The following is a 24,045-nucleotide window of genomic DNA, read 5'->3' as shown; positions in this document are numbered from 1 at the left end:
GTGCCCAAAGAAGCATTACGCCGGCGCAAGTGAGGCTTGCGCCTCGTCCAGCAGGCGTTTGGCCTCTGATCCCTGCAACTTCTGGATGTCGTCCTGATATTTCAGGATCGCGCCGAGCGTGTCCGAGATCACCTCGGGCGAGAGGTCGATCACGTCCAGCGCCAGCAGGCATTTGGCCCAGTCGATGGTTTCGGCCACGCCGGGCTTCTTGAACAGATCCTCGGTGCGCAGGCGCTGGACAAACGCCACCACCTCGCGGCTGAGCGCGTCTGCGGCTTCGGGGGCACGGGCGTGCAGGATTTCGACCTCGCGATCAAAATCGGGATAATCGACCCAATGATAGAGGCAGCGCCGCTTGAGCGCGTCATGCACCTCGCGGGTGCGATTTGAGGTCAGGATGACAATCGGCGGTTCGGGCGCTTTGATCGTGCCCAGTTCGGGGATCGTGACCTGAAAGTCCGACAGTGCTTCGAGCAGGAACGCCTCGAACGGCTCGTCGGTACGGTCCAGCTCATCGATCAACAACACGGGCGCGCCATGTTCGTCCGGGCGCATCGCTTCGAGCAAGGGGCGTTCGATCAGGAAATCGGGGCTGAACAATTCGCGCTGCAATACCTCGCGGTCGGCGTTGCCAGACGCTTCGGCGGTGCGGATGGCGATCATCTGCGCTGGAAAATTCCATTCGTAAACGGCGCTGGATGCGTCGAGCCCCTCATAGCATTGCAACCGGATCAGCTTGCGCCCCAAGCCCTTGGCCAACGCCTTGGCTATCTCGGTCTTGCCGACGCCTGCCTCGCCTTCCAGAAAGAGCGGTCGGCCCAGTTTGAGAGACAGGAACACCACCGTGGCCAGCGGACGGGCGCAGACATAGCCGGTTTGCGCCAGCATGGATTGAACGGCGTCGATGGTTTCGGGGTTCCGCATGATATCTCTCCTGTGGTCACGCCTTGCTGCCTGCAACATATGTGCGGGTCAAGGGTGCAGGGACCCGAGAATTGACGGTCCGCCAGCAATCTGACAGGTTTGGCACCCTGATCTCGCGGACCCTCGGAGCCTGCCTCGTGACTGTCACTGCCATCCTGTGCGTCCGCAACGAGGCGGCGTTTCTTCTCGACTGGCTGGCCTGGCACCGCGCCGTGGGCGTCAGCGGTTTTATCGTCGTATCGAACGAATGCGAGGACGGGACAGACGTGATGCTGGACCGGCTGGACGCATTGGGCTGGCTCCACCACATCCGCAACGCCCCACCCTACGGCAAGGGCGGGATACAGTTCAGCGGGCTGAAACTGGCCAACAGGAGCGATGCGGTCAAAAACTCCGACTGGCTGATCTCGATTGATATCGACGAATTCGTGAACGTTCATGCAGGCGACAGAACGCTGGATGCGCTGCTGCGCGCGCTGCCGAAGGCCACGGCAATCACCCTGACCTGGCGCAATTTCGCCAACAGCGGTGTGGTACGTTACGAAGACCGTCCCGTGCCGCTGCAATTCACGCGTGCGGCGCCCCGTGTTCTTGCGTGGCCGTGGCGCGCGGCGATGTTCAAGACATTGTATAAAAACGATAAAACCTATCGCAATCTCGGTGTCCACCGGCCCCGCAATCCGGTCGAGGCGCGGTTGGCTGAGGCGCGTTGGTATGATGGCGAGGGGCGCGCTTTGGGCGCTGACATGGCGACCGGGCGGGTGTTTTCGGACTATCGCCTGAACCAGCACAAGCTGGTGCAGCTCAACCATTACCCCCTCGGCGCGATGGAGAGCTTTGTGCTGAAGGCCGATCGCGGGCGGGCCGTCCATTCCGGCGATGCGCTGGGGGTGGATTATTGGGTGGAGCGCAATCTCGACACACACGAGGACCACTCGGCAGCCGCGATCTGGGAACGCGCGCAGCCGGTGCGTGACGCGCTGGGTGCCGATCCTGTGTTACGCGACCTGCACGCGTCGGCTGTCACCTGGCGCAAGGAGCGGTTTCAAACCCTGTTGCGCCAGGATCGTTACCGCGATCTTTACGGTCGATTGCTGATGACGCCGCCATCGCGACCCGTCCCGCCCGAGATCGCTGAAGAGCTTGTGAACATTGCACGTCACGCGGCTGAACGGGCTCGCGAAACATCATAGAGTTCGCAGCATTTTGGCGCAATTCTGCCTGAATTCCGCAGTAGCGTGAGCGAAAATCAATGACCTGTCAGTGGGCTGAATGTTGCGAGGATGAGTTGACGATGCAGGACCAGATCGAACCATATAGCGTGTCCCTGTCCGACTTGCGCCCGGCGCAATGGCTGCAAGAGGTCAAGGAACTGGGCGAGACATTCGGCTTTTACGAACCCTTGGGAAAACGCCACCACGCCGTCTTTATCGAGGAGGGAGACACGCTGCTGGTCAGTTTTGAGTCCCTTCCCGCCATTCAGGCGCTGTCTGACGACGCGCGCCCCGAGGGGTTTGATATCGCCCGTGACAGGGGCTGGTCCTGCCTGTCGGTCTTGGCGACGCGCGACACATGGTTTCGCGACGGAGAGGTCTATGGTTTTTTCGACCAATTGACCGATGACGGCTTTTTTGAAGATTTCGACAAGGTGATCTTTTACGGCGCTGGTCCATGCGGCTATGCGGCCTGTGCGTTTTCAGTGGCCTCTCCCGGCGCCACGGTGGTCGCATTGGAGCCACAGGCCACGCTCGATCCGCGCGTCACCGAATGGGACGACCGGTTTACGGAAATGCGCAAGCTCGATTTCACCCACCGGTACGGATTTGCGCCCGACATGCTGGAAGCCGCCGATGCGGCTTATGTGGTCTATGATCCGCAAGTGCCGCTTGACGCGATGCATTCGGCCTTGTTCGAACGGAAAGGCGTGACCCGGTTTCGCGCCCGGCATCTTGGGGGCGGAATGCAGTCGCATCTTGCCCAGATGGGTGTTCTGCAAGAGCTGGTCTATAGCTCCGCCGATGGCACGCTGGATGCAAAGCTGTTTGCACAGCTTTACCGCAAACGACGCAATCATGTGACCTATTGCAAAAAGCTGTTTGGTGCAGTCGAGGCGTCAGAGCGCCCCTACATGGCCGAGGCGGTTTGCGCCTATATCGTCGACAACTGGGGCGCTCCGCGCTACCGGCGCAAGTTGAAGTCGCTGCGAAATGAGCGCGACACCTCCGACGAATCGGACGACGAGAACTAGCGCCGGGCTGCGCTGCGTGCTACGCGCGGGCGCATGACCGACACTCTGACGCTTCGCACTCCCGACGACTGGCACCTGCATCTGCGCGATGGCGATATGCTGCGTGCCGTCGCACCCGAGACCGCGCGCCATTTCGCCCGCGCGATCATCATGCCCAACCTCGTGCCCCCGGTTGTGACAGGAGCAGATGCCGCGGCATATCGCGACCGGATCATGGCCGCTTTGCCCGAGGGCACGGGCTTCACACCGCTGATGACGCTTTATCTCACCGAGAACACCGACCCTGACGACCTGGCTCGCGCATATGGTGACGGGCTGATCACGGCGGTCAAACTCTACCCGGCGGGGGCGACCACGAATTCGGCCAGCGGGGTCGCCGATTTCGACAAGGTGCGCCCCGTGCTGGAGCGCATGGCCGAGATCGGCTGCCCGCTTTGCGTGCATGGCGAGGTCGTGGACAGTGACGTTGACATCTTTGACCGGGAGGCGGTGTTCATCGAGCGCGTGCTCGATCCGATCCGCCGCGCCACGCCCGGTCTGCGCGTGGTGATGGAGCACATCACGACTGAGCAAGGCGTTGAATATGCGCAAGCGGGCGGCGACGATCTGGGCGCGACGATCACCACGCATCATCTGGTGATCAACCGCAATCACATCCTCGCCGGAGGTATCAAGCCGCATTACTATTGCCTGCCCGTCGCCAAGCGCGAGGAGCACCGGCTTGCCCTGCGCCGCGCTGCAACTTCGGGCGATCCCACGTTCTTCCTTGGCACCGACAGCGCGCCGCATACCGACGCGAACAAGCTGCTGCCCTGCGGCTGTGCGGGGTGTTTCACCGCAACGAATACCATGTCGATCCTCGCGCATGTCTTCGAGGAAGACGGCGCTCTGGACAAGCTGGAGGCCTTTGCCAGCGTCAATGGGCCAAATTTCTACGGCCTTCCGGTAAACGAGGGCCAGATGACGCTGACCAAAGGTGACGTGGTTGTCTATCCCGACAAGATCGACACTCCGGACGGCCCGGTCACCGTGTTCGATCCGGGCTTTGCCCTGCACTGGCGCGTCGCGCGCTAACGGCCATTTTTGCGACAGGACCCGATGATGATCCCCTCTTCCTTCCCCACAGAAAAAGACATCGCCCGGCTGACGGCGCGCATGTTGTTGGAAATCAAGGCGGTGAACTTCCGTCCCGATGAGCCGTTCACATTGGCCTCCGGCCTGCCCTCGCCCACCTATATCGACTGCCGCAAACTGATCTCGCATCCGCGCATCCGCAGCACGTTGATGGATTTCCTGACCGTGACCGTGATGCGCAATGCAGGCTTCGAGGCTTTCGACAACATCGCCGGCGGAGAGACTGCTGGCATTCCCTTTGCCGCGCTGGTGGCCGAACGCATGGCCCTGCCGATGACCTATGTGCGCAAGAAGCCCAAGGGCTATGGCCGCAACGCCCGGATCGAGGGCGACATGAGCGAAGGCCAGCGCGTGCTGTTGGTCGAGGATCTGACGACCGATGGCGGATCGAAGCTGAGTTTCGTGGATGCGATTCGCGACACCGGCGCAACTTGCGCGCATACGGCGGTGATCTTCTACTATGACATTTTCCCCGAGACCGAAAAGACGCTGGGCGATCACGGCGTCACGCTGCACCACCTTTGTACGTGGTGGGATGTTCTGGCCGAAGCACGCGCGCAGGACGCGTTTGATGACGACACGCTGCGCGAGGTCGAGGCGTTCCTGAACGCGCCAAGAGCATGGCAGGACGCTCGCGCCTGAAGCCATTCGAGAATCGGAATATCTGCTTTACCGGGTGATCTGCGCGAAATGTCGCGCAGATGGACGGCTGCTTCCCGCGTGTCCCTTTCGACACAGAAATGCGTCCGCGCCACCACATGTTGACGTGCCTCATCTTCTTGGCGCAATATACGCCCATAGATCCGCGTGCCCGTCTTATCCACAGAATATACATTTTGCCCTTTGCGGCGCAGTTCGCTACCTCGGGTCCGGATCAGCAGGGGAAGCATCATGAACGAAATCACCGCATTCAATCCGACCGGCGCGGAGATTCAGAGTCCCGAGACGATGCCCCATTCCGTCGAAGCCGAGCAGCAGCTTCTGGGCGCGATTCTGACAAACAACGACGTGTTCGACCGTGTCGCGTCGATCATCGGGCCGCAGCATTTTTACGATCCCGTTCACGCGCGCATCTACGAAATCGCCTCGGCGCGTATCGCCAAGAACAACCTCGCCTCACCAGTGACGCTGAAGGCATTCATGGAGGATGACGAGGGGCTGAAAGAGCTGGGCGGTCCGGCCTATCTCGCCCGCCTCGCCGGCGCGGCCATCAGTTCTTTCGCGGTGCGCGACTATGCACAGATGATCTACGATCTTGCCGTGCGCCGCGACCTGATCACATTGGGTCGCGACATTTCGAGCAAGGCCGCGAAGGTCGATGTGGCATCGGAACCGCGCGAACAGATTGTCGAAGCCGAACAGGCGCTCTACAAACTCGCCGAGCAAGGCCGGAGCGAGAGCGGATTTCAGAGCTTTCTCAAGGCGGTAACGGACGCCGTGAATGTGGCCAACGCAGCCTATCAGCGCGAGGGCGGGTTGGCCGGCATCTCGACCGGGCTGGTCGATATGGACCGCAAACTGGGCGGTTTGCACAAGTCCGACCTTCTGATCCTGGCCGGTCGTCCTTCGATGGGCAAGACGTCGCTGGCCACAAACGTGGCATTCAACATCGCCAAGGCCTACCGCAAGGGCACCCGCCCGGACGGCACCGAGGGCACGGTCGAAGGCGGCGTCGTTGGGTTCTATTCGTTGGAAATGAGCGCCGAACAACTGGCCGCGCGCATCCTGTCGGAAGCCTCCGAAGTGCCGTCGGAACAGATCCGGCGCGGCGACATGACCGAGGCCGAGTTCCGCCGCTTCGTCGACGCCGCCAAATCGCTCGAAGCCTGCCCGCTCTACATCGACGACACGCCCGCTCTGCCGATCAGCCAGCTTGCCGCGCGCGCACGGCGCCTGAAGCGGACGCACGGGCTCGATGTGCTAATGGTCGACTACCTGCAGCTTGTCCGCCCCGCCACCGCCAAGGACAGCCGCGTCAACGAGGTGTCGGAGATCACGCAAGGGCTCAAGGCCATCGCCAAGGAACTGGATATTCCGGTCATCGCCCTGTCGCAGCTGTCGCGCCAAGTCGAAAACCGCGAAGACAAGCGCCCGCAATTGTCCGACCTGCGTGAATCCGGCTCGATCGAGCAGGATGCGGATGTGGTGATGTTCGTGTTCCGCGAGGAATACTACAAGGAACGTGAAAAGCCCGGCGATCACGAGTTGGAGAAAATGGCCGCCTGGCAAGACGAGATGGAGCGTTTGCATGGTCGTGCCGAAGTGGTCATCGGCAAGCAGCGCCACGGCCCCATCGGCACGATCGAGCTGAGCTTCGAGGGCCGGTTCACCCGCTTTGGCAATCTGATCAAACCCTGGCAGCAAGGTGCCGAGGAGATGTAGCGCAAAAGGTCAGTCGAGCGTGACCGACCCGCCGAACACCGTCTCGGTGTTCCAACCTTGATGAAGGCCGTAAATCGCACAGGCCGCCTTGATGCATCCTGCATGGGTGACGACGATGGCGTTGGGCGGCGCTGCCGTCAAAGCGGCTCTCACGCGGCGTTCGAGCATGGCCACACTCTCGCCGCCGTGATCGTTGAAATGGTCGAAATCAGCCGCCCATGCGTCGAGGCTGTCGCGGGGAATATCCGCCCAAGGCACGCCCTCCCATGCACCAAAATCCATTTCAATCCAGCCGCTTGACGGGCGAAGCTCAAGTTCTGCATGATCTGAAATTCGACGTGCCAGCCTTGTGCAGCGCTGCAATGGTGACGTCAGCACGACCGTGGCGCTCGGGAGGGTTTGCAGAACCCTGTCCGCCTCGTCTTCGAAACTGTCGGCCAGGGCAAGATCGGTGCGCCCGTAGCATGTGCCTGCCGCAACCGCCGGCGTGGTGTGGCGCACCAGGGTCAAAGCCATATCGCAAGCCCGAGATACAAGCCCAATTCGCTGAACTGCTGCACCGCGCCAAGGCAGTCACCAGTGTAGCCTTGCAGCTTGCGCATGAAGATGTGGCGGAATACGCCAGCTGCCAGAACTGCGACGAGCAGTGCCATGAACGTCGCTCCGATCCCGAACCACAGCATCGCAGCCAGAACAGGCACTGCGGTTGTGAGCAGCGCAAAGCGAAAGCCGTCACGGGACACCGTGGGCGCGACAAACTTCGCGCCAACGTCGCGGGCGTAATCATGCGTTGCGATCACGCTCACCGCGGCCATCCGGCTGATCATATGCATCACCAGAACGGCCATCGCCGCGTCGGCGGCGGTAAAACTGGCAAGAACCGCGGCTTTCAGCGCCAAGACCAGCCCGAGCGTCACCGTTCCGTATGTTCCGATCCGGCTGTCGCGCATGATGTCCAAAGCGCGCTCGCGGGTCAGCCCACCTCCAAGCCCATCCGCGGCGTCGGCCAGTCCGTCTTCGTGAAACGCTCCTGTGGCAAACACCGTCGCGGCGATGGACAGCAGAACGGCGACCGGCATCGTCACCGCCTGTGACATGAGGAGCAGAACGAGCGCGCCAATCGCGCCGACGACGCCGCCGACCAACGGATAATATCGCGTCGCGCGGATGAGCAGATCGTCGGAAAACGGCAGATCGCGCGGCACCGGCAGCCGCGTCAGAAACTGAACCGCCAGCAGAAAGACCTGCCATTCGGAGACACCGCGTTCACTCATGCTTTGCCTGAAACGCCCGCAGTTTCGAAACTCGCCATATCGTTGAGCATCGCCACCGCAGATTTCAAGAGCGGCCAGGCCAGCACGGCGCCGGTGCCCTCACCCAGGCGCAAGCCGAGATCAAGCAGCGGATCGGCCTTGAGCGCCGTCAGGATCGCGCCGTGTCCGGGTTCGGTTGACCTGTGCGCAAACACCATCGCTTTGCGCGTTTCGGGCTGCATGCGAACGGCGATGAGAGCTGCGGCGCTCGCGATGAATCCATCGATCAGCACGATCCGGCGAGACTCGGCCGCAGCCAGGATCGCGCCGACGATCATGGCGATTTCAAATCCGCCATATTCGGCCAGAACCTCTGCCGGATCGCTCAGTCCACGGCATCGCGCGGCGGCTTTTGTCAGCAGGCTCCGTTTTGCCGCCAAACCCGCGTCGTCGAGCCCAGTGCCGCGCCCCGCAAGAGAGGCCACATCCAACCCGGTCAGGAAATGCGCGATCAATGTAGCGGACGAGCTGTTGCCGATGCCCATCTCGCCAAACACCACGGCATCCGCCGTTCCGTCTTGGCCCAAAATGCGCCCCTGAGACAGGGCCGCATCGCGCTGCGCATGTGTCATCGCCGGGCCGGTCAAGCTGTTGGCCGTCCCCTCTGCAATCGGGCGATCAAGGACCGCGCCCGAACCGAACGCCCCACCCAACACGCCCGCATTCACGACGCGGAGCGCGACATCGTTGACAGCGCAAAAGATATTGGCAGCCGCCCCGCCAGAGGCAAAGTTGAGCACCATTTGCCGCGTCACTTCGGACGGGTACGCCGACACGCCAGACTGCGCGATGCCGTGATCGGCAGCAAAGATCGTGAGCTGGCAGCTTTGCATTGTCGGGCTGAGCGTGCCTTGCAGACGCGCCACCTGTGCGGCCAGCGACTCGAGCCGCCCAAGTGCCCCCAGGGGTTTGGTCTTGTTGTCGATCTTGGCCCTCAGGGCGATTTCAAAGTCAGGCTGTGTCATGCCGCCTGCCTAGCTTTGCAAAAGATGTGCCACAACGCCAAAACGACCCATGCAGCGGGGAAATGAGCCGCCTTGGGTTTTCGTGCTTGACCCACCGTCCAAACAGGGCAAAGAGCCGCGCATGGCTCGGTCTGAACTTACAATCGATCTTGGTGCGGTCTGCACGAACTGGCGCGCCCTCGCGGCGATGAACACCGGCGAAACCGCCGCTGTCGTCAAGGCGGATGCCTATGGTCTGGGCGCGGCTGAGGTTTCCCGCGCATTGGCCGGCGCTGGCGCGCGGACGTTTTTCGTCGCCCTTGCCGAAGAAGGCGTGGCCTTGCGCGACGCTCTGGGTCCGGGTCCGACGATTTGCGTGTTCGGTGGCCACATGAGTGGCGACGCGGCGCTGCTGCGCGACGCCGATCTGGTTCCTATGATCAATTCCATCGACCAGATGCTGCGCCATGTCGAATCGTTGCCCGGCCGTTCCTTTGGCATCCAGCTTGATTCAGGCATGAATCGCCTTGGCATGGAGCCCGGCGAATGGGCGGCGCTGCGCGAGATCGCGCTGAGCCAGAAGCCTGTTCTCGTCATGAGCCATCTCGCCTGCGCGGACACACCCTCGCACGGGATGAATGCCTTCCAGCTTCAGACCTTTCGTCAGATGACCGACGGCATAGACGCGCCGCGATCCTTGTCGGCCACTGGCGGCATCCTGCTTGGCAGCGACTATCACTTCGAGATGACGCGGCCCGGCATCGGTCTGTATGGCGGCCTGCCTTTCGTGGACGCGCTGCCCGTCGCCGCTCTGTCGATTCCGGTGATTCAGGTGCGCGACGTCAATCCGGGCGAGTCGGTTGGTTATGGCAACGCATGGGTCGCGCGGGTTCCGGGGCGCATCGCCACGATTGCCGCCGGTTACGCCGATGGAATCCTGCGCGCGATGGGGCCGAAGGCCTCTGTCTGGGCCGGCGAAACCCGCTGCAAGATTGCCGGGCGCATCTCGATGGACCTGATCGGCGTCGATGTGAGCGCCGTCAAGGACATGCCCGACACTGTCGAGCTTTTGGGCGCACATCAATCCATCGACACCTTGGCAAACGCCGCAGGCACGATCGGCTATGAAATCCTCACCTCGCTCGGGGCGCGCTATCATCGGCGCTATGTCGGCGCGTGACCGTCGCCCGCAGGCAAGCTGACACATGACGCTATTTGACCCCTCGCCGTTGCTGCTGTCATTCATCTTCATCCAGCGGTTCGTCTTTTTCGAAGTGTTGGGGCTGCTGGCATTGCTGCGTCTGATCGTCGGTCAGGGGCCCGCGCGCATACCTGCGGCCTTGGCTCTGTGCCTATGCCTCGCTGCGATCCTGACGAGTTTCGCGCCAGCGCTGAACCTGCAATCCAGCCCGCTCTATCCAATGGCAGCGCGCCTTCTGGCCTCTGGTGGCGGCACGATCATGCCGCTTGTCGCATCGGCGGTCTTTGCCACCAGCCTGTTGATCCCGTCACGACGCTGGCGCTGGATCGACAGTGCGCACGCGGTTGGCGTGATAGCGTTTCTTGGCCTCTGGGTTGCGACTCGCCTCTGAAGGCGGTTCACGACACACCGCACACCGCCAGCGATCCGACGAGCGAAACAATCTTACAAAACACTGCCGAATGAACACATTTTTCGGTGCTGTCGGAAAAATCGTTAAAAAACAGTATGTGACTTTGCCCTATCGGCGTAAAGTTGCCGATGCTGCCAGTGGGTTACACGGTGTTTGGGGGATTTCTACGATGGCTGCGATGCGTTCTTTCGCGATTGTGACGGCTTGGCTGATGCAACGGCTGATGTTCTGGTTGCTCGCCGGGCTTGGGCTGGGGCTGCTCGGATACACCTTGGCCTGCGCATTCGGATACGCCCCGTGGCTCGAGATGACCACAACATTTGGGGGTGTCGCCTATCCGAAAGCGGGAATTCTGGTACAGGTCGGGCTGACAGCCTTGATGGTGGGTCTCTGTTTCTTTCTCCCGTCCAACGCCCGGATCATGGCATTGGAAAATTCTCATCGACGGTTTCGAATCGCCATGGAGGATGTGGCGCGCGCCTATCGTCTGGCGCACGCGTCAGACCGCGACGGGGTGTTCAACATGCGCTCGGAATTTGATTCGGTCCGTGAACGCATGGCCTTTCTGCGCGACCACCCGGATCTGGCCGAACTCGAGCCATCGGTGCTCGAAGTGGCCAGCCAGATGAGCCATATCTCGAGGGATCTCGCGCAGACCTATTCCGATCGCAGCGTCGCACGGGCGCGCGATTTCCTGATCCAGCGTCAGCAAGAGATCGAGGATTTCAACACCCGTCTGGAGCAGGCCAAGTCCACAGCCACTCAGATGAGGATTTGGGTTGATAAGGTCGAATTGGAAGAAAGCGTCGCCAAGGCGCAATTGACGCGACTGCGCGAAGAGCTTTCGGACCTCCTGCCGGAGTTGCACAGTCTCGGCGGCAGTCCGACACCCCCGCCACGCCCGATGCCAATGGCCGAACCATCCCAGCAGGGTGCAACCCTGGAATGGGATGATGCGGCGCAATATCCCGACTATGACGACAACCGTATCGTCGCCCTTCTCGCACGGCGCGCTGCCGAATAGGCGCCAATAAAAGCCGCCGCTTGCAGCCCCGCGCGCCTTGCGCCACAAGCGGCGTCATGGCGAAATCAACGGCATCCTTTGTCTGTCAGACCTGCGGCAGTAAAACGACCAAGTGGTCGGGACGGTGCGACGCGTGCGGCGAATGGAATTCGATCGTCGAAGACGTGCCACTGTCCGCTGGCCCCGCCGCCAAGACGCTGGGCGCCTCCAAGGGCCGTGCGCTTGCGCTTGGCGATCTGTCGGGCACCGAAGCACCGCCGCCACGAACGGTCTCGGGCCTTGACGAACTCGACCGCGTGTTGGGCGGCGGGCTTGTCCCGGCCTCTGCCCTTCTGGTGGGCGGCGATCCCGGCATCGGCAAATCGACCCTGCTGTTGCAGGCGGCGGCGGCCTTCGGGCGGTCGGGGTTGAATGTGGTCTACATCTCGGGCGAGGAAGCCAGTGCGCAGGTGCGCATGCGGGCGGAACGGCTCGGGCTGCGCGACGCGCCGGTGAAACTCGCCACCGAAACCAACCTGCGCGATATCCTCACGACGCTTGAAGCGGAAAAGCCCGATCTGGCGATCATCGATTCGATCCAGACCATGTGGGCCGACAACGTGACGAGCGCCCCCGGGAGCGTGGCGCAGGTGCGCGCCTGCGCACATGAGTTGACCAGCTTTGCCAAACGGCGCGGCACCTCCATCGTGATGGTCGGACACGTCACCAAGGACGGCCAGATCGCGGGCCCCCGCGTGGTCGAACACATGGTCGACACGGTGCTCTATTTCGAAGGCGAGCGCGGTCATCAGTTTCGCATCCTGCGCGCGGTGAAAAACCGCTTTGGTCCGGCCGATGAAATCGGGGTGTTCGAAATGACAGGCGCGGGCCTCGCTCAGGTGACGAACCCCTCGGCGCTGTTCCTGTCCGAGCGCGGAGATCCCACGCCCGGATCGGCAGTGTTTGCCGGAATCGAGGGAACGCGTCCGGTTCTGGTGGAATTTCAGGCGCTTGTGGCCCCCACACCACACAGCCAGCCGCGCCGGACGGTGGTGGGCTGGGATGGCGGACGGCTGGCCATGATCCTCGCGGTGCTGGAATCGCGCTGCGGCATCCCGTTCGCCGGAATGGACGTTTATCTCAACGTCGCCGGGGGCATGAAGATCAGCGAACCGGCGGCCGATCTGGCTGTCGCCGCCGCTTTGCTCAGTGCGCGCGAAGATGTGGCCCTGCCCGCCGAAACGGTGGTGTTCGGTGAAATCAGCCTGTCCGGCGCACTCCGGCCGGTGGGCCAGACCGAAAATCGGTTGAAAGAGGCGCAAAAACTTGGTTTTACCGCCGCGATTGTGCCAAAGGGGGGCAAATCAATGCCCCGAGGCGGGATCAAAGCCACCGAAATCGACGCTTTGGCGAGTTTTGTTGGTGATGTGTTCGGCGCAGGATAGCGCCATCCATAGATGAAAAGGACGAGGGATCGTTGGAAGGGTTTACCATTATTGACGCCGTTGTGGCGGTCATCATCGTTCTCTCGGCGCTGCTGGCGTATTCGCGCGGCATCGTGCGCGAAGCCATGGCGATCCTCGGCTGGATTGCCGCCGCCATTTTGGGCTTCATGTTCGGCCCGCAACTGCGCCCCTTGATGACCGAAATTCCGGTGATCGGCGAATTCATGACCGGAAGCTGTGAACTGAGCGTGATCGGCGGGTTTGCAGCCGTGTTCACCATTGCTCTGGTGATCATGTCGTTCTTTACGCCGCTGTTTTCCTCGCTAGTGCAACGCTCGGCTCTTGGCGGGATCGATCAGGGGCTCGGCTTCCTGTTTGGAGTGGCGCGCGGCGTATTGCTCGTTGCGGTCGGGTTCTTTGTCTATCAGGTCGTCATCACCGCACAGGACGTGCCGATGATCGACGACAGCCGCTCCGCCGCGATCTTCAGCCGCATGACGGGCCAGATCGAAGACCAGAACCCGGAACAGGCCTTGGGCTGGATCACCGCACAATACGAAGCGCTTGTCAGCGTGTGCGAGGCACCCGTGGACAGCGACACCTGACCCGAAAGGCCACAAGACATCATCATCGCGTGATCGCGGCGTGACACTTGGGCTTGTGGCGCATATGAGGGGGCGACCCCCGCTGCCACGGATTCGGAGTTGCGCCATGTCCGACGCGTCTATGCCTCTCGCTCATCCCTTTGACGACGACAAACTGAAGGAAGAATGCGGCATCTTCGGCGTGGTCGGGGTCACCGATGCGGCGAATTTCGTCGCCCTCGGCCTGCACGCGCTTCAGCATCGCGGCCAGGAAGCAGGCGGCATCGTGTCATACCATCCGGATCACGGCTTCAACTCGGCCCGCCGCTTCGGCTATGTGCGCGACAATTTCACCTCGCAAAAACTGATGGAAACGCTGCCGGGCGAACTGGCGATCGGCCATGTGCGCTATTCCACCGCCGGCTCCAAGGGCCAGACGCAGATGCGCGACGTGCAACCGTTCTTCGGTGAATTCTCCATGGGCGGCGCTGCGATTGCCCATAACGGCAACATCACCAATGCCGACGCGCTGCGCCGCGAACTGATCGACCGCGGCTCGATCTTCCAAAGCTCGTCCGACAGCGAGTGCATCATTCACCTGATGGCCCGCTCGCTCCAGCGCAATATCCCGGAACGCATGGAAGACGCCCTTCGCCGCGTCGAGGGCGCGTTTTCCGTCGTCGCAATGACCCGCACCAAGCTGATCGGCGTGCGCGATCCGCTCGGCGTGCGCCCGCTGGTGCTGGGCAAGATCGGCGACGGCTGGGCGCTCAGCTCCGAGACCTGCGCGCTCGACATCATCGGCGCGGAATATGTCCGCGAGATCGAACCCGGTGAGATGGTCGTCATCACTGCCGAACACGGCGTCGAATCGGTCCGCCCGTTCCGCCCCCGCAAATCGCGCTTCTGCATCTTCGAACACGTCTATTTCTCGCGCCCCGACAGCATCATCGGCGACCGCTCGGTCTATGAAACCCGACGCCAGATCGGTGTGGAACTGGCGCGCGAAACGCCGGTCGAGGCCGACCTTGTCTGCCCGGTGCCCGACAGCGGCACCCCGGCGGCGATCGGTTTCGCGCACGAGTCGGGCATCCCTTACGGCATGGGCATCATCCGCAATCAATACATGGGCCGCACCTTCATCGAGCCGACCGAGCAGATCCGCAACATGGGCGTGCGCCTCAAGCTCAACGTCAACCGCGCGCTGATCAAGGGCAAGCGGGTCGTGCTGGTCGATGATAGCGTGGTGCGTGGCACCACAAGCCGGAAGATCAAGGAAATGATCGTCGATGCAGGCGCTGCCGAAGTGCATTTCCGCATCGCATCGCCTCCCACAGCCTGGCCTTGCTTTTACGGTGTCGACACGCCGCAGCGCGAAAAGCTGCTTGCCGCCACCATGTCAGAGGACGAGATGCGCGAACATCTCGGTGTCGACAGCCTGCGCTTCATCTCGCTCGACGGGCTCTACCGCGCCGTGGGCGAAGCTTCGGGGCGCAATGCCGAGTGCCCGCAATATTGCGATGCGTGCTTTTCTGGCGAATATCCGGTCGAACCGGCAGACATGCTGGAAAAAGGCTTCCAGATGAAAGCCGCCCAATAAGACGCACCGTCTGCGAATTCTCCGGTTGAAAAATACCTCGGGGGAGGCGCAACGCGCCGGGGGCAGCGCCCCCAAATATCGCCGGACAAACAAAAACCCCCGCCAGCCTGTGCCGCGGGGGTTCGCAATAATTAAGAAAGGGCGTGCCGGTCTCAGGCGCGACGTGCCTTCACTGCGCGCCATGCACCGGTCACGATCACAGCGGCCAGCAGGGATTTGACAACGTCCCCGATCAGGAACGGCGCGATGAAATGGCTCATGTAGAAGCCGGCGTCCTGACCGACCCAGCCTGCCTCAACGCCCGTCACCGACGCCAGCCCCATGGGCCATGCGATCCCCGGCACATAGAGCAGAACCGACAAGACGATCGCCAGAACCGCAGTGGACACGACGCCTTTGGCAAGACCGCGCTCTGCCGCAAGGCCAGCCAGACCGGCCATGAGAACGAAGCCGAACAGGAAACCGGCAGTCGGGCCGACAAAGGCCAGGCCGTTCATGCCATTGGCGAACACCGGCAAGCCGAGAGCACCGTAGCCCAGATATGTCAGCAATGTTGCCGTACCAAGACGCGCGCCAAAGCTCAGGCCGACGATCAACACGGCCAGCGTTTGCAGCGTCATCGGCACCGGAAAGAAGGGTACGGAGATCTGTGTGGCCGCAGCAATAAAGGCCGCACCGCCCAGAGCCAGCAGCGCCTGTCCGAAAAGGGTGGTTTTGCCGAGTGTGGCGTGGGTGAGCGTCATAATGATCTATCCTTTGACTGTCCCGAAGTGTCACGGTTGTTAATTCTGCAATTGCAGGGCCAAGTCAAGCACAGCACCTCTTGCAGCGCCAGCGCGGACAAGGCATGTGAAGAGCCATGACAGATACATCCCGCCCCACTGCGCGCCCCGTGGCGCTGGTCACCGGCGCATCGCGCGGCCTTGGCTTTGCTCTGGCCGACGCCTTGGCTGACACTCATCATATCGTCGCCGTTGCGCGCACAGTCGGCGGGCTTGAAGAGCTTGATGACCGGATTCAGTCCAAGGGCGGCAGTGCCACGCTGGCCCCGATGGACATCACCAACGCCGACGCGATGGCGCAGCTTTGCCGTTCGGTGCATGATCGCTGGGGACAGATCGCGCTTTGGGTCCACACGGCGATCTTCGCGGGCCCGCTGACACCGGTCAATCACATGGACGCCAAGGATTGGAAGAAATCCGTGTCGATCAATCTCGACGCGATGGGCCATCTCGTGCCCTATGTAGCCCCGCTGCTGGGATTAGAGGGCCGCGCGGTATTCTTCGAAGACAACCACGGCGGGGAGAAGTTTTTCGGCCATTACGGCACAACCAAATCCGCACAGATCGCACTGGCGCGCAGTTGGCAGGCGGAAACCGTCTCGACCGGTCCGCAAGTGCGCATCCTGTCGCCCAAACCGATATCCACCACGCTGCGCGCCCGGTTCTATCCCGGCGAAGACCGCGACGCACTGGCCGACGCCGGCGACGAAGCGGCGCGGCTGCTGCCGGAAATTCTGGGCACCTGATCCAGCCGCCAAACATGGGCGCGTCGGCTCGGGGATGGGTCAATGCCAATTCGCCGTTCCAATCGAACCGGCGGAAGCTTGCCGCAAGCCGGGGCTTGGCCTATGCAGGAAAAAAACCGAGGCGGTCACATGCGCATACTCATTACCAATGATGACGGGATCAACGCCCCCGGCCTGATTGTGCTGACCGACATCGCAAAAACGCTCGCAGGATCCAGCGGAGAGGTCTGGACCGTCGCGCCCGCGTTCGAACAGTCGGGCGTCGGGCATTGCATCAGCTACACGCATCCGATGATGGTCAGCGAAATGGGTGAACGCCGGTTCGCGGCCGAGGGCAGCCCGGCCGATTGCGTGCTGGCCGGATTGCATGACGTGATGCGCGGCACGCCACCCGATCTGGTGTTGTCCGGTGTGAACCGCGGCAACAACTCCGCTGAAAACGCGCTTTACTCGGGCACGCTGGGCGGCGCGATGGAAGCGGCGCTTCAGGGCATCCCGGCGATTGCACTGTCGCAATACTACGGCCCCGACAACGCGCAGACGCCGGACCCGTTCGAGGCGGCGCGCGTGCATGGCACCAAGGTGATCGAGCGGATTCTCTCTCTCGATCCCAACGGGCAGTCGGGCTACCGGCTCTTTTACAACGTCAACTTCCCGCCGGTGCCAGCTCAGGCGGTCAAAGGAATTCAGGCAGCGCCGCAGGGCATTCGCCAAGGCACCAACTTTTCGGTCGAGCCGCATAGCTCGCCTTCGGGGCGCCGGTTCCTGTGGATCAAGGGCGGCGACCAGCGTGCCCCCACTGTGGCCGGAACCGACGCCGCACATAACCTTGACGGCTATATCAGCGTCACGCCAATGCGCGCCGATCTGACGGCCCCGGACCAGCTTGACGCGATGCGGGACGCCTTTCTCTGATGATCGACCCGGAACTCAAGATGCAGTTCCTGTACGCCTTGCGCTCGCGCGGGGTGACCAATGCGGCGGTTCTGACCGCGATGGAGCAGATCGACCGCGCGCCCTTCGTCAAAGGGTACTTTGCCGAACGGGCCTATGAAGACATGCCCCTGCCGATCGCCTGCGGCCAGACGATCAGCCAGCCCTCGGTGGTCGGCCTGATGACGCAAGCGCTCGAGGTGTCGGCGCGTGACACGGTGCTCGAAGTGGGCACCGGATCGGGCTATCAGGCGGCAATCCTGAGCCAGCTCGCGCGGCGCGTCTATACGGTGGACCGCCACCAACGCCTCGTGCGCGAGGCGCGCGCCGTGTTCGACCAGCTTGGCCTGACAAATGTGACCGCGTTTACCGCCGACGGCAGTTTCGGACTGCCCGATCAGGCACCATTCGATCGCATTCTGGTGACCGCCGCGGCCGAAGACCCGCCCGGCCCGCTTCTGGCCCAGCTCAAGGTGGGCGGCATCATGGTCTTGCCAGTGGGCCAGTCGGACGCGGTGCAACACCTGATCCGCGTGCGACGAACACCGCAGGGGCTCGAATACGACGAATTGCGACCGGTTCGGTTTGTGCCGCTGATCGAAGGGGTGGCCCGCGATGCATAAAGCGGGCATACTGACGCGCGTGACGCCCGGGGCACAACCGGCGCATTTGAGGATATCGACATGGCCATACTGACCGTTTCCAGCCACTCCGCACTCCGTCTTGGCACCGGGTTGTCGCTGCTTGCGATGCTTGGTGCCTGTTCCGAACCGCTCGATCTGGACATGCGCGGCATCATGAACGGCGGTTTCAACACCTCCGATGCGGCGCGCGCAGCCACTGCGCCGCGCCCTGACCCCGACAATCGCGGCGTGATTTCATATCCCAATTACCAGGTTGCCGTGGCCCAACGTGGCGACACGCTGGCCACACTGGCCCGCCGCGTGGGTTTGGCGCCGGATGAACTGGCACGCTACAACGGCATCCAGACCGGCGATTCCCTGCGTGCCGGCGAGGTCATCGCGCTGCCGCGCCGGGTTGCTGAACCCTCGCCCGCAACAGGCGCCGTCACCACCGGTCCGATCCGCCCGCCCTCCGAGGTCGACATCACGACGCTGGCGAGCGATGCCATCGAACGCTCGGACCCAACACCGACGACGCGCGCGCCGCAGACCGGAACCGAACCGGTCCGCCATCAGGTCAAACGCGGCGAAACCGCGTTCACGATCTCGCGGCTCTACAATGTCTCCGTCCGCTCGCTTGCCGAATGGAACGGGCTCGACAGCAATTTCACCCTGCGCGAAGGCCAATACCTGCTGATTCCCGTCGCGACGCAAGCCCCGCCCGCAACCACGACCGCGTCCGTCGCGCCCGGACGGGGATCTCCCACGCCCGAGCCGCCCTCGGCCTCCCAACCCTTGCCCGCTGAAACCCCGGCTCCGGCGGCCGCCGCTAAGCCGGCCGCAACAGCGGCGGCAAAACCTGTCGCCAATGTCGGACAGCAGACCGAAGCAAGCGAATCCAAGGCCGCGATGAGCTTTCCCGTGCAGGGCACCATCATCCGCGAATACGCGAAGGGTCGCAACGATGGCATCGATATTGGCGCGTCGGTGGGAACCACGGTCAAGGCGGCAAGCAGCGGTCAGGTCGCGGCGATCACGACCAATACCGACGGCATCAACATTCTGGTTGTGCGCCATCCCGACAACTTGTTGACGGTCTACACCCATGTCGAACAGATCTCGGTCGCCAAGGGCGACGCGGTGAGCCGAGGGCAGGCCATCGCGCGCGTCGGCGACTTTGAACCCGCGCGGGTGCATTTCGAAGTGCGCAAGGGCTTTGAAAGCGTCGACCCGATGAACTACCTGCGCTAAGACCCCAGAATTTTCGGACGAAAATTCTCAGCCCGGAGATTTTTCGTCCGAAAAATCTTGTCCCGATGCCAGCGCTTTGCCCAGCCGGGGAAGACGCGCCTTTTTCATCAGCTTGCGCAAATCCCAGTCTTGGCCCGAAAGCGTGTTCGCTTTGGCGTGAACGGCTGACACGGCGGCGGTGACAGGCTCTGGCGCGCTGGCAAACAGGCCGACCAGAAACCCATCCGGATCCGCGCGCGACAGGCCTTCTTCCGCGAGAATGTTGCGTGGAAAATCCTTGACGTTCATCGTCAGGATCACATCGGCGTGACCTGCGATGGCGGCAGCAAGAATGTGAATATCATTCGGATCGGGCAGCCACAAACGGTCATGCAAAGACGGTTTCCACGTCACACTGGCGTTCGGCCACTGCGCCGAGACCATGGCAATTTCGCCCTCAGCCTGCACCTGGCCCTGTGGACCGAGCTTGACTGCGGCGCGCGACCATTCATCCAGTATACGCTGCGACCAAAGCGGCGTGAACATCCCCTGGCGCGCAACGCCCAGCAAGACCTCGCGCATCACCGTGGGATACAAAACGCAGGTATCAAGCAGGATTTTCACAGACGGAAGAACAACGCTTTGAGATAGCCGGACTCTGCCAGTTGCGGGAGCAACGGGTGATCGGCCCCGGCCTGACCTGTGTGAATCAGCTGCGCGCGCCGTCCGGCGCGGCCGATGCCACGCAGGCACGCACCCGTAAAGGCCGACAGATCAACCGCGTGCGAACACGAGCACAGCACCAGGAAACCGCCCTTTTCCACCAGCGGTGCGGAAAGTCGCGCCACCCGTTCATAGGCCCGTAACCCTGCCTCACGCGCCTTGTGGGAGGGGGCGAAGGCGGGCGGGTCGCAAATCACCAGATCAAATAGCGATCCGGCATCGCCCAGTTCGCCCAAGGTGGCAAACGCATCGCCGCGCGTCGTGGTCAGCCTGTCGCTTGCCCCCATCTGTTGCGCGCCCCGGCGTGCCAAGTCCAAAGCCGCCTCGGAGCCATCGACGCAACGCGCCTGATCCGCTCCGCCCGCCAGGGCCGCAAGCGCGAAGCCGCCAACATGCGAGAACACATCCAGCACTCGCGCGCCCTGCGCAAGACGCGCCGCAAAGGCGTGATTGGGGCGCTGGTCATAGAACAAACCGGTCTTCTGGCCGCCGGTCACGTCCGCGAGGTAAGTGGCACCGTTCATCTCGACGGCGATCGGAGCCTCTGGCGCTGTGCCCAAAAGCACTGAATCGTCCGCGTCCAGCCCTTCCAGCACACGGCCGCGTCCGCCCGCATTCTTGAGGATCGTCGTGACGCCGGTGACCTTTGCCAAAGCGGCGGCCATGTCCGGCAGCAACAGATCGGCCCAGGCCGCATTGGGCTGGATTACCGCCACATCGCCGAACCGATCGATGATCACGCCCGGCAACCCATCTGCCTCGGCGTGGATCAACCGGTAGAACGGTGTGTCAAACAGCCGTTCGCGCAAATCCAGCGCGCGCCTGATACGGGTTTCAAACCATGCCTGATCCGGCGCGCCAACCGTCGGGTCATCGAGCACCCGGCCAAAAATCTTGGAGTTCGGGTTGACCCCGACCAAGGCAAGCGGGCTGCGATCGGCATCTTCGAGAACCGCAATCGAGCCCGGCGTCATCGCGCGGGTCCGGCGGTCGGTCACGACCTCGTTGGAATAGACCCAAGGATACCCACGGCGAATGGCCTGTGGCTTGGTCTTGGGTTTGAGGCGCAGGACGGGCAAAGGGGACAATGTCATGCCGCCCCCTTTAATCCGCTCTTGGCACAGGCGAAAGCCCGGTTCCGCTCAGAGATCGTTGATCGCCTGCAAAATCCCGAGATTGGCGTTCTGGTGGCCGCCCGCGACGGTGAGTTCCTCGACCAACACCGACCCGAGATGGGCCACGATGCGGGCCTTTTGCGTGTTGCCGCGCGCGTCCGCAACCATTGCGGCCTGCCCCGCCAGCGCTTCGAGATCGGCATCGACGGTTTGCGTCGCACCGATTTGCTGTCCCGTGGTCACGTCGATCAAACGGTACATGAATTCGATATCATGCACCCCACCCACGCTGTAACGCGCCTTTTCCGAAAGAGCGTGAAACCGCGTGACCTGAATGTCCATCCGCACCGGGCGCGTCCCGCTGATGCGAGGCGCCGCGTTGCGCAAACCCGCCTCGAAGATCTCGCGCACCTGCGCGTGCCGGTCACCGATCGGATCGCCGCGCCAGACGATATCGCCACGCGGATAGTACGTGTTACGCTCGTTCACGGTAAGGGATTTGGGCACCGACACGGTAAAACTGTCGATTGTGACGTCCTGTTGGGCGAATCCTAGCATCGCATCATCCGGCATCGCGGCACGGCTGGCGGTGTTGGGCGCGGCACAGGCACCAAGCGATGCCATCAGTGCAAGTCCCAGACCGGCTTTGAAAATTTGTCTCATGGGGCCTCCTTTTCGGAGCGTCTGCTCGTGGTCCTCGGGCATGGGCGTAACCGGACAAAGCGGCCTGTTCTGGGCAAAAACCGTACAATTTGGCGCAAGGCCAAGCAGATCTTGGACGTGGACGAGTGAGAGAGACCCTTTTGGAGATAGCTCTTTACTGTTAGCGCTAACTTAAGTACATCATGACGAAACCGACGGCTGTTTTCGCGCGGAGGCAACATGGCACAAGAACTCAACGACACTATCAAACGGGTCACCGACCGTATTCGGGAGCGCTCTGAAGCTTCGCGCGGCACATATCTCGGTCGGATGCGGCAAGCCGCCGAAGAAGGCCCGCGCCGCGCCCATCTGACCTGCGGCAATCAGGCCCACGCCTATGCCGCGGCAGGCGAGGACCAGGACAAACTGGCCTCCGAGCGTGCGCCCAACATCGGCATCATTTCAGCCTATAACGACATGCTCTCCGCGCACCAACCGTTCGAGCGCTTCCCCGACATCATCCGCACCGCCGCCCGTACCGCTGGTGGCACGGCGCAGGTTGCCGGCGGCGTTCCGGCGATGTGTGACGGCGTCACCCAAGGCCAGGTCGGAATGGAACTGTCCCTGTTTTCGCGCGATGTCATCGCCTTGGCGGCTGGCATCGGGCTCAGCCACAACGTCTTCGACAGCGCGCTCTACCTCGGTGTCTGCGACAAGATCGTGCCGGGTCTGGTGATCGCGGCGGCCACGTTTGGCTACATTCCCGGCATCTTTCTTCCCGCCGGTCCCATGCCGTCCGGTTTGCCGAATGACGAAAAAGCCAAGGTACGCCAGCAATTTGCCGCCGGTGAAGTGGACCGTGACGCATTGATGAAGGCCGAAATGGCGTCCTATCATTCGCCCGGCACCTGCACGTTCTACGGCACCGCGAATTCCAACCAGATGCTCATGGAATTCATGGGGCTTCACCTGCCCGGCGCGTCGTTCGTCAATCCCAACACACCGATGCGCGATGCGCTGACCGTCGCGGGAACCGAACGTGCGCTGGAAATCACCCGATTGGGCAATGACTACCGCCCGGTCTGTGACATTCTGGACGAGAAGGCCTTCGTGAACGGCATGGTCGGGCTGATGGCCACGGGTGGCTCCACCAACCTCGTGTTGCATCTGCCCGCGATGGCCCGTGCCGCTGGTGTGGAACTGCGGCTCGAGGATTTCGACGAAATTTCATCTGTCACACCGCTGATGGCCAAGGTCTATCCCAACGGTCTGGCCGACGTGAACCATTTTCATGCGGCTGGCGGCCTTGGATACATGATTGGCGAATTGCTTGAGGCTGGTCTGTTGCAGAACGACGTGAAGACCATCGCCGGAGACGGCCTGTCGCTTTATTCTCAGGAACCCAAGCTCGTCGGCGGCAGTGTCGTCTATCACCCCGGAGCGGGCGAATCACAGAACGACAAGATCCTGCGTCCGGCGTCTGATCCGTTCCAACCGACCGGCGGGCTCAAGCAACTGGCGGGCAATCTTGGCAAAGGGATGATGAAGACCTCTGCCGTTGCGCCGGAGCGTCATGTGATCGAAGCCAAGGCCCGGATCTTCCACGACCAGAACGACGTGAAGCTGGCGTTCAAGAATGGGGAATTTACCGAAGACACAGTGGTGGTCGTGCGGTTCCAGGGACCAAGCTCCAACGGCATGCCCGAGCTCCATTCGCTGACCCCGACGCTTGCCGTGCTACAGGACCGGGGTTTGAAGGTCGCGCTGGTGACCGACGGGCGCATGTCGGGTGCATCGGGCAAGGTGCCGTCTGCCATCCATGTCAGCCCCGAAGCCGCGCATGGCGGCCCTCTGGCCAAGGTGCGCGATGGCGACATCGTGCGGGTCGACGCGGTGTCCGGCACCATCGACTGTCTCGCCGAAGGCTTTGAGGCTCGCGAACCAGTGCCCGCGGATTTGCGTGACAACGGCCACGGCGTCGGACGCGAGCTGTTTGCGGCGTTTCGCGCCAATGTCGGGCTTGCGGAAACCGGCGCTGGCGTCGTTGTCTAAGGTTTTTTC

Annotated in this window: 24 protein-coding genes; 16 read left to right on the top strand and 8 right to left on the bottom strand. The window is 62.5% G+C overall.

Annotated features, from left to right (window positions below; all coding sequences use genetic code 11):
- Window positions 1–15: 15 nt before the first annotated feature.
- Window positions 16–924, bottom strand: coding sequence for an AAA family ATPase (locus ACGKZZ_RS11810; RefSeq protein WP_411223770.1), 909 nt, complete (start codon window positions 922–924; stop codon window positions 16–18).
- A gap of 137 nt (window positions 925–1,061) precedes the next feature.
- Here ACGKZZ_RS11810 and ACGKZZ_RS11805 point away from each other — a divergent pair, with 137 nt between their 5' ends.
- From ACGKZZ_RS11805 to ACGKZZ_RS11785, 5 genes are all read left to right on the top strand, one after another.
- Window positions 1,062–2,117, top strand: coding sequence for a glycosyltransferase family 2 protein (locus tag ACGKZZ_RS11805; RefSeq protein WP_411223769.1), 1,056 nt, complete (start codon window positions 1,062–1,064; stop codon window positions 2,115–2,117).
- Between the two features lie 59 nt (window positions 2,118–2,176).
- Complete coding sequence (locus ACGKZZ_RS11800; protein WP_411223768.1) at window positions 2,177–3,172, top strand: phosphoadenosine phosphosulfate reductase; 996 nt, start codon at window positions 2,177–2,179, stop codon at window positions 3,170–3,172.
- A gap of 33 nt (window positions 3,173–3,205) precedes the next feature.
- Complete coding sequence (pyrC, locus tag ACGKZZ_RS11795; protein WP_411223767.1) at window positions 3,206–4,246, top strand: dihydroorotase; 1,041 nt, start codon at window positions 3,206–3,208, stop codon at window positions 4,244–4,246.
- 27 nt (window positions 4,247–4,273) lie between these two features.
- Complete coding sequence (locus ACGKZZ_RS11790) at window positions 4,274–4,948, top strand: orotate phosphoribosyltransferase (RefSeq protein ID WP_411223935.1); 675 nt, start codon at window positions 4,274–4,276, stop codon at window positions 4,946–4,948.
- 249 nt (window positions 4,949–5,197) lie between these two features.
- Entirely contained in the window at window positions 5,198–6,688 is a 1,491-nt protein-coding gene (locus ACGKZZ_RS11785; RefSeq protein ID WP_411223766.1) for a replicative DNA helicase, read from the top strand.
- A gap of 9 nt (window positions 6,689–6,697) precedes the next feature.
- Here the strand turns inward: ACGKZZ_RS11785 and ACGKZZ_RS11780 are convergent, their stop codons facing one another.
- Genes ACGKZZ_RS11780 through cobT form a run of 3 tightly spaced genes read right to left on the bottom strand, consistent with a single transcriptional unit; the run spans window position 6,698 to window position 8,966 of the window.
- The gene (locus ACGKZZ_RS11780; protein WP_411223765.1) at window positions 6,698–7,204 is read right to left on the bottom strand and encodes a histidine phosphatase family protein; all 507 of its coding nucleotides are present in this window, start codon (window positions 7,202–7,204) and stop codon (window positions 6,698–6,700) included.
- Window positions 7,195–7,962 (bottom strand): adenosylcobinamide-GDP ribazoletransferase, encoded by a 768-nt coding sequence (gene cobS, locus ACGKZZ_RS11775; RefSeq protein WP_411223764.1) that lies wholly within the window; start codon window positions 7,960–7,962, stop codon window positions 7,195–7,197. The genes ACGKZZ_RS11780 and cobS overlap by 10 nt, the downstream gene beginning before the upstream one ends.
- Entirely contained in the window at window positions 7,959–8,966 is a 1,008-nt protein-coding gene (gene cobT, locus ACGKZZ_RS11770) for a nicotinate-nucleotide--dimethylbenzimidazole phosphoribosyltransferase (protein ID WP_411223763.1), read from the bottom strand. The genes cobS and cobT overlap by 4 nt, the downstream gene beginning before the upstream one ends.
- A gap of 121 nt (window positions 8,967–9,087) precedes the next feature.
- Here cobT and alr point away from each other — a divergent pair, with 121 nt between their 5' ends.
- The 6 genes from alr to purF all read left to right on the top strand — a co-directional run bounded on the left by alr (window position 9,088) and on the right by purF (window position 15,190).
- On the top strand, window positions 9,088–10,125 hold the full coding sequence (gene alr / locus ACGKZZ_RS11765; protein WP_411223934.1) for an alanine racemase: 1,038 nt from the start codon (window positions 9,088–9,090) through the stop codon (window positions 10,123–10,125).
- Window positions 10,126–10,150: 25 nt separating this feature from the next.
- Complete coding sequence (locus ACGKZZ_RS11760; RefSeq protein ID WP_411223762.1) at window positions 10,151–10,537, top strand: hypothetical protein; 387 nt, start codon at window positions 10,151–10,153, stop codon at window positions 10,535–10,537.
- Between the two features lie 190 nt (window positions 10,538–10,727).
- Entirely contained in the window at window positions 10,728–11,582 is an 855-nt protein-coding gene (locus ACGKZZ_RS11755) for a DNA repair protein (RefSeq protein WP_411223761.1), read from the top strand.
- A 56-nt stretch (window positions 11,583–11,638) separates the two neighbouring features.
- The gene (radA, locus tag ACGKZZ_RS11750) at window positions 11,639–13,006 is read left to right on the top strand and encodes a DNA repair protein RadA (protein ID WP_411223760.1); all 1,368 of its coding nucleotides are present in this window, start codon (window positions 11,639–11,641) and stop codon (window positions 13,004–13,006) included.
- Window positions 13,007–13,038: 32 nt separating this feature from the next.
- Complete coding sequence (locus ACGKZZ_RS11745; protein WP_411223759.1) at window positions 13,039–13,611, top strand: CvpA family protein; 573 nt, start codon at window positions 13,039–13,041, stop codon at window positions 13,609–13,611.
- A gap of 121 nt (window positions 13,612–13,732) precedes the next feature.
- On the top strand, window positions 13,733–15,190 hold the full coding sequence (gene purF / locus ACGKZZ_RS11740) for an amidophosphoribosyltransferase (protein WP_411223933.1): 1,458 nt from the start codon (window positions 13,733–13,735) through the stop codon (window positions 15,188–15,190).
- A 152-nt stretch (window positions 15,191–15,342) separates the two neighbouring features.
- On the opposite strand, the gene ACGKZZ_RS11735 is transcribed toward purF, so the two are convergent.
- Window positions 15,343–15,933 (bottom strand): biotin transporter BioY, encoded by a 591-nt coding sequence (locus tag ACGKZZ_RS11735; RefSeq protein WP_411223758.1) that lies wholly within the window; start codon window positions 15,931–15,933, stop codon window positions 15,343–15,345.
- 116 nt (window positions 15,934–16,049) lie between these two features.
- On the opposite strand from ACGKZZ_RS11735, the gene ACGKZZ_RS11730 reads away from it, so the two are divergent.
- The 4 genes from ACGKZZ_RS11730 (at window position 16,050) to ACGKZZ_RS11715 (ending at window position 19,525) form a co-directional block, all read left to right on the top strand.
- Window positions 16,050–16,718, top strand: a complete 669-nt coding sequence (locus ACGKZZ_RS11730; protein ID WP_411223757.1) for an SDR family NAD(P)-dependent oxidoreductase — start codon at window positions 16,050–16,052, stop codon at window positions 16,716–16,718.
- 129 nt (window positions 16,719–16,847) lie between these two features.
- Entirely contained in the window at window positions 16,848–17,633 is a 786-nt protein-coding gene (gene surE / locus ACGKZZ_RS11725) for a 5'/3'-nucleotidase SurE (RefSeq protein ID WP_411223756.1), read from the top strand.
- Window positions 17,633–18,274: a protein-L-isoaspartate(D-aspartate) O-methyltransferase gene (locus ACGKZZ_RS11720; protein ID WP_411223755.1), complete on the top strand. Its 642-nt coding sequence runs from the start codon at window positions 17,633–17,635 to the stop codon at window positions 18,272–18,274. The genes surE and ACGKZZ_RS11720 overlap by 1 nt, the downstream gene beginning before the upstream one ends.
- Window positions 18,275–18,334: 60 nt before the next feature.
- Window positions 18,335–19,525 (top strand): LysM peptidoglycan-binding domain-containing protein, encoded by a 1,191-nt coding sequence (locus ACGKZZ_RS11715; protein WP_411223754.1) that lies wholly within the window; start codon window positions 18,335–18,337, stop codon window positions 19,523–19,525.
- A 27-nt stretch (window positions 19,526–19,552) separates the two neighbouring features.
- On the opposite strand, the gene ACGKZZ_RS11710 is transcribed toward ACGKZZ_RS11715, so the two are convergent.
- Genes ACGKZZ_RS11710 through ACGKZZ_RS11700 form a run of 3 tightly spaced genes read right to left on the bottom strand, consistent with a single transcriptional unit; the run spans window position 19,553 to window position 22,005 of the window.
- Window positions 19,553–20,128, bottom strand: a complete 576-nt coding sequence (locus tag ACGKZZ_RS11710) for an RSP_2648 family PIN domain-containing protein (RefSeq protein WP_411223753.1) — start codon at window positions 20,126–20,128, stop codon at window positions 19,553–19,555.
- Window positions 20,125–21,321 (bottom strand): RSP_2647 family RNA methyltransferase, encoded by a 1,197-nt coding sequence (locus ACGKZZ_RS11705; protein ID WP_411223752.1) that lies wholly within the window; start codon window positions 21,319–21,321, stop codon window positions 20,125–20,127. The genes ACGKZZ_RS11710 and ACGKZZ_RS11705 overlap by 4 nt, the downstream gene beginning before the upstream one ends.
- Window positions 21,322–21,369: 48 nt before the next feature.
- Window positions 21,370–22,005, bottom strand: a complete 636-nt coding sequence (locus tag ACGKZZ_RS11700; protein WP_411223751.1) for a DUF6778 family protein — start codon at window positions 22,003–22,005, stop codon at window positions 21,370–21,372.
- 219 nt (window positions 22,006–22,224) lie between these two features.
- Here ACGKZZ_RS11700 and edd point away from each other — a divergent pair, with 219 nt between their 5' ends.
- A complete protein-coding gene (edd, locus tag ACGKZZ_RS11695; protein WP_411223750.1) occupies window positions 22,225–24,036 on the top strand; it encodes a phosphogluconate dehydratase in 1,812 nt (603 codons plus the stop codon).
- Window positions 24,037–24,045: the final 9 nt, after the last annotated feature.

This window comes from Marivita sp. S2033 (assembly GCF_046592965.1).
GTDB lineage: Bacteria > Pseudomonadota > Alphaproteobacteria > Rhodobacterales > Rhodobacteraceae > Marivita.
This window is presented reverse-complemented; position numbering and strand designations above follow the sequence as displayed.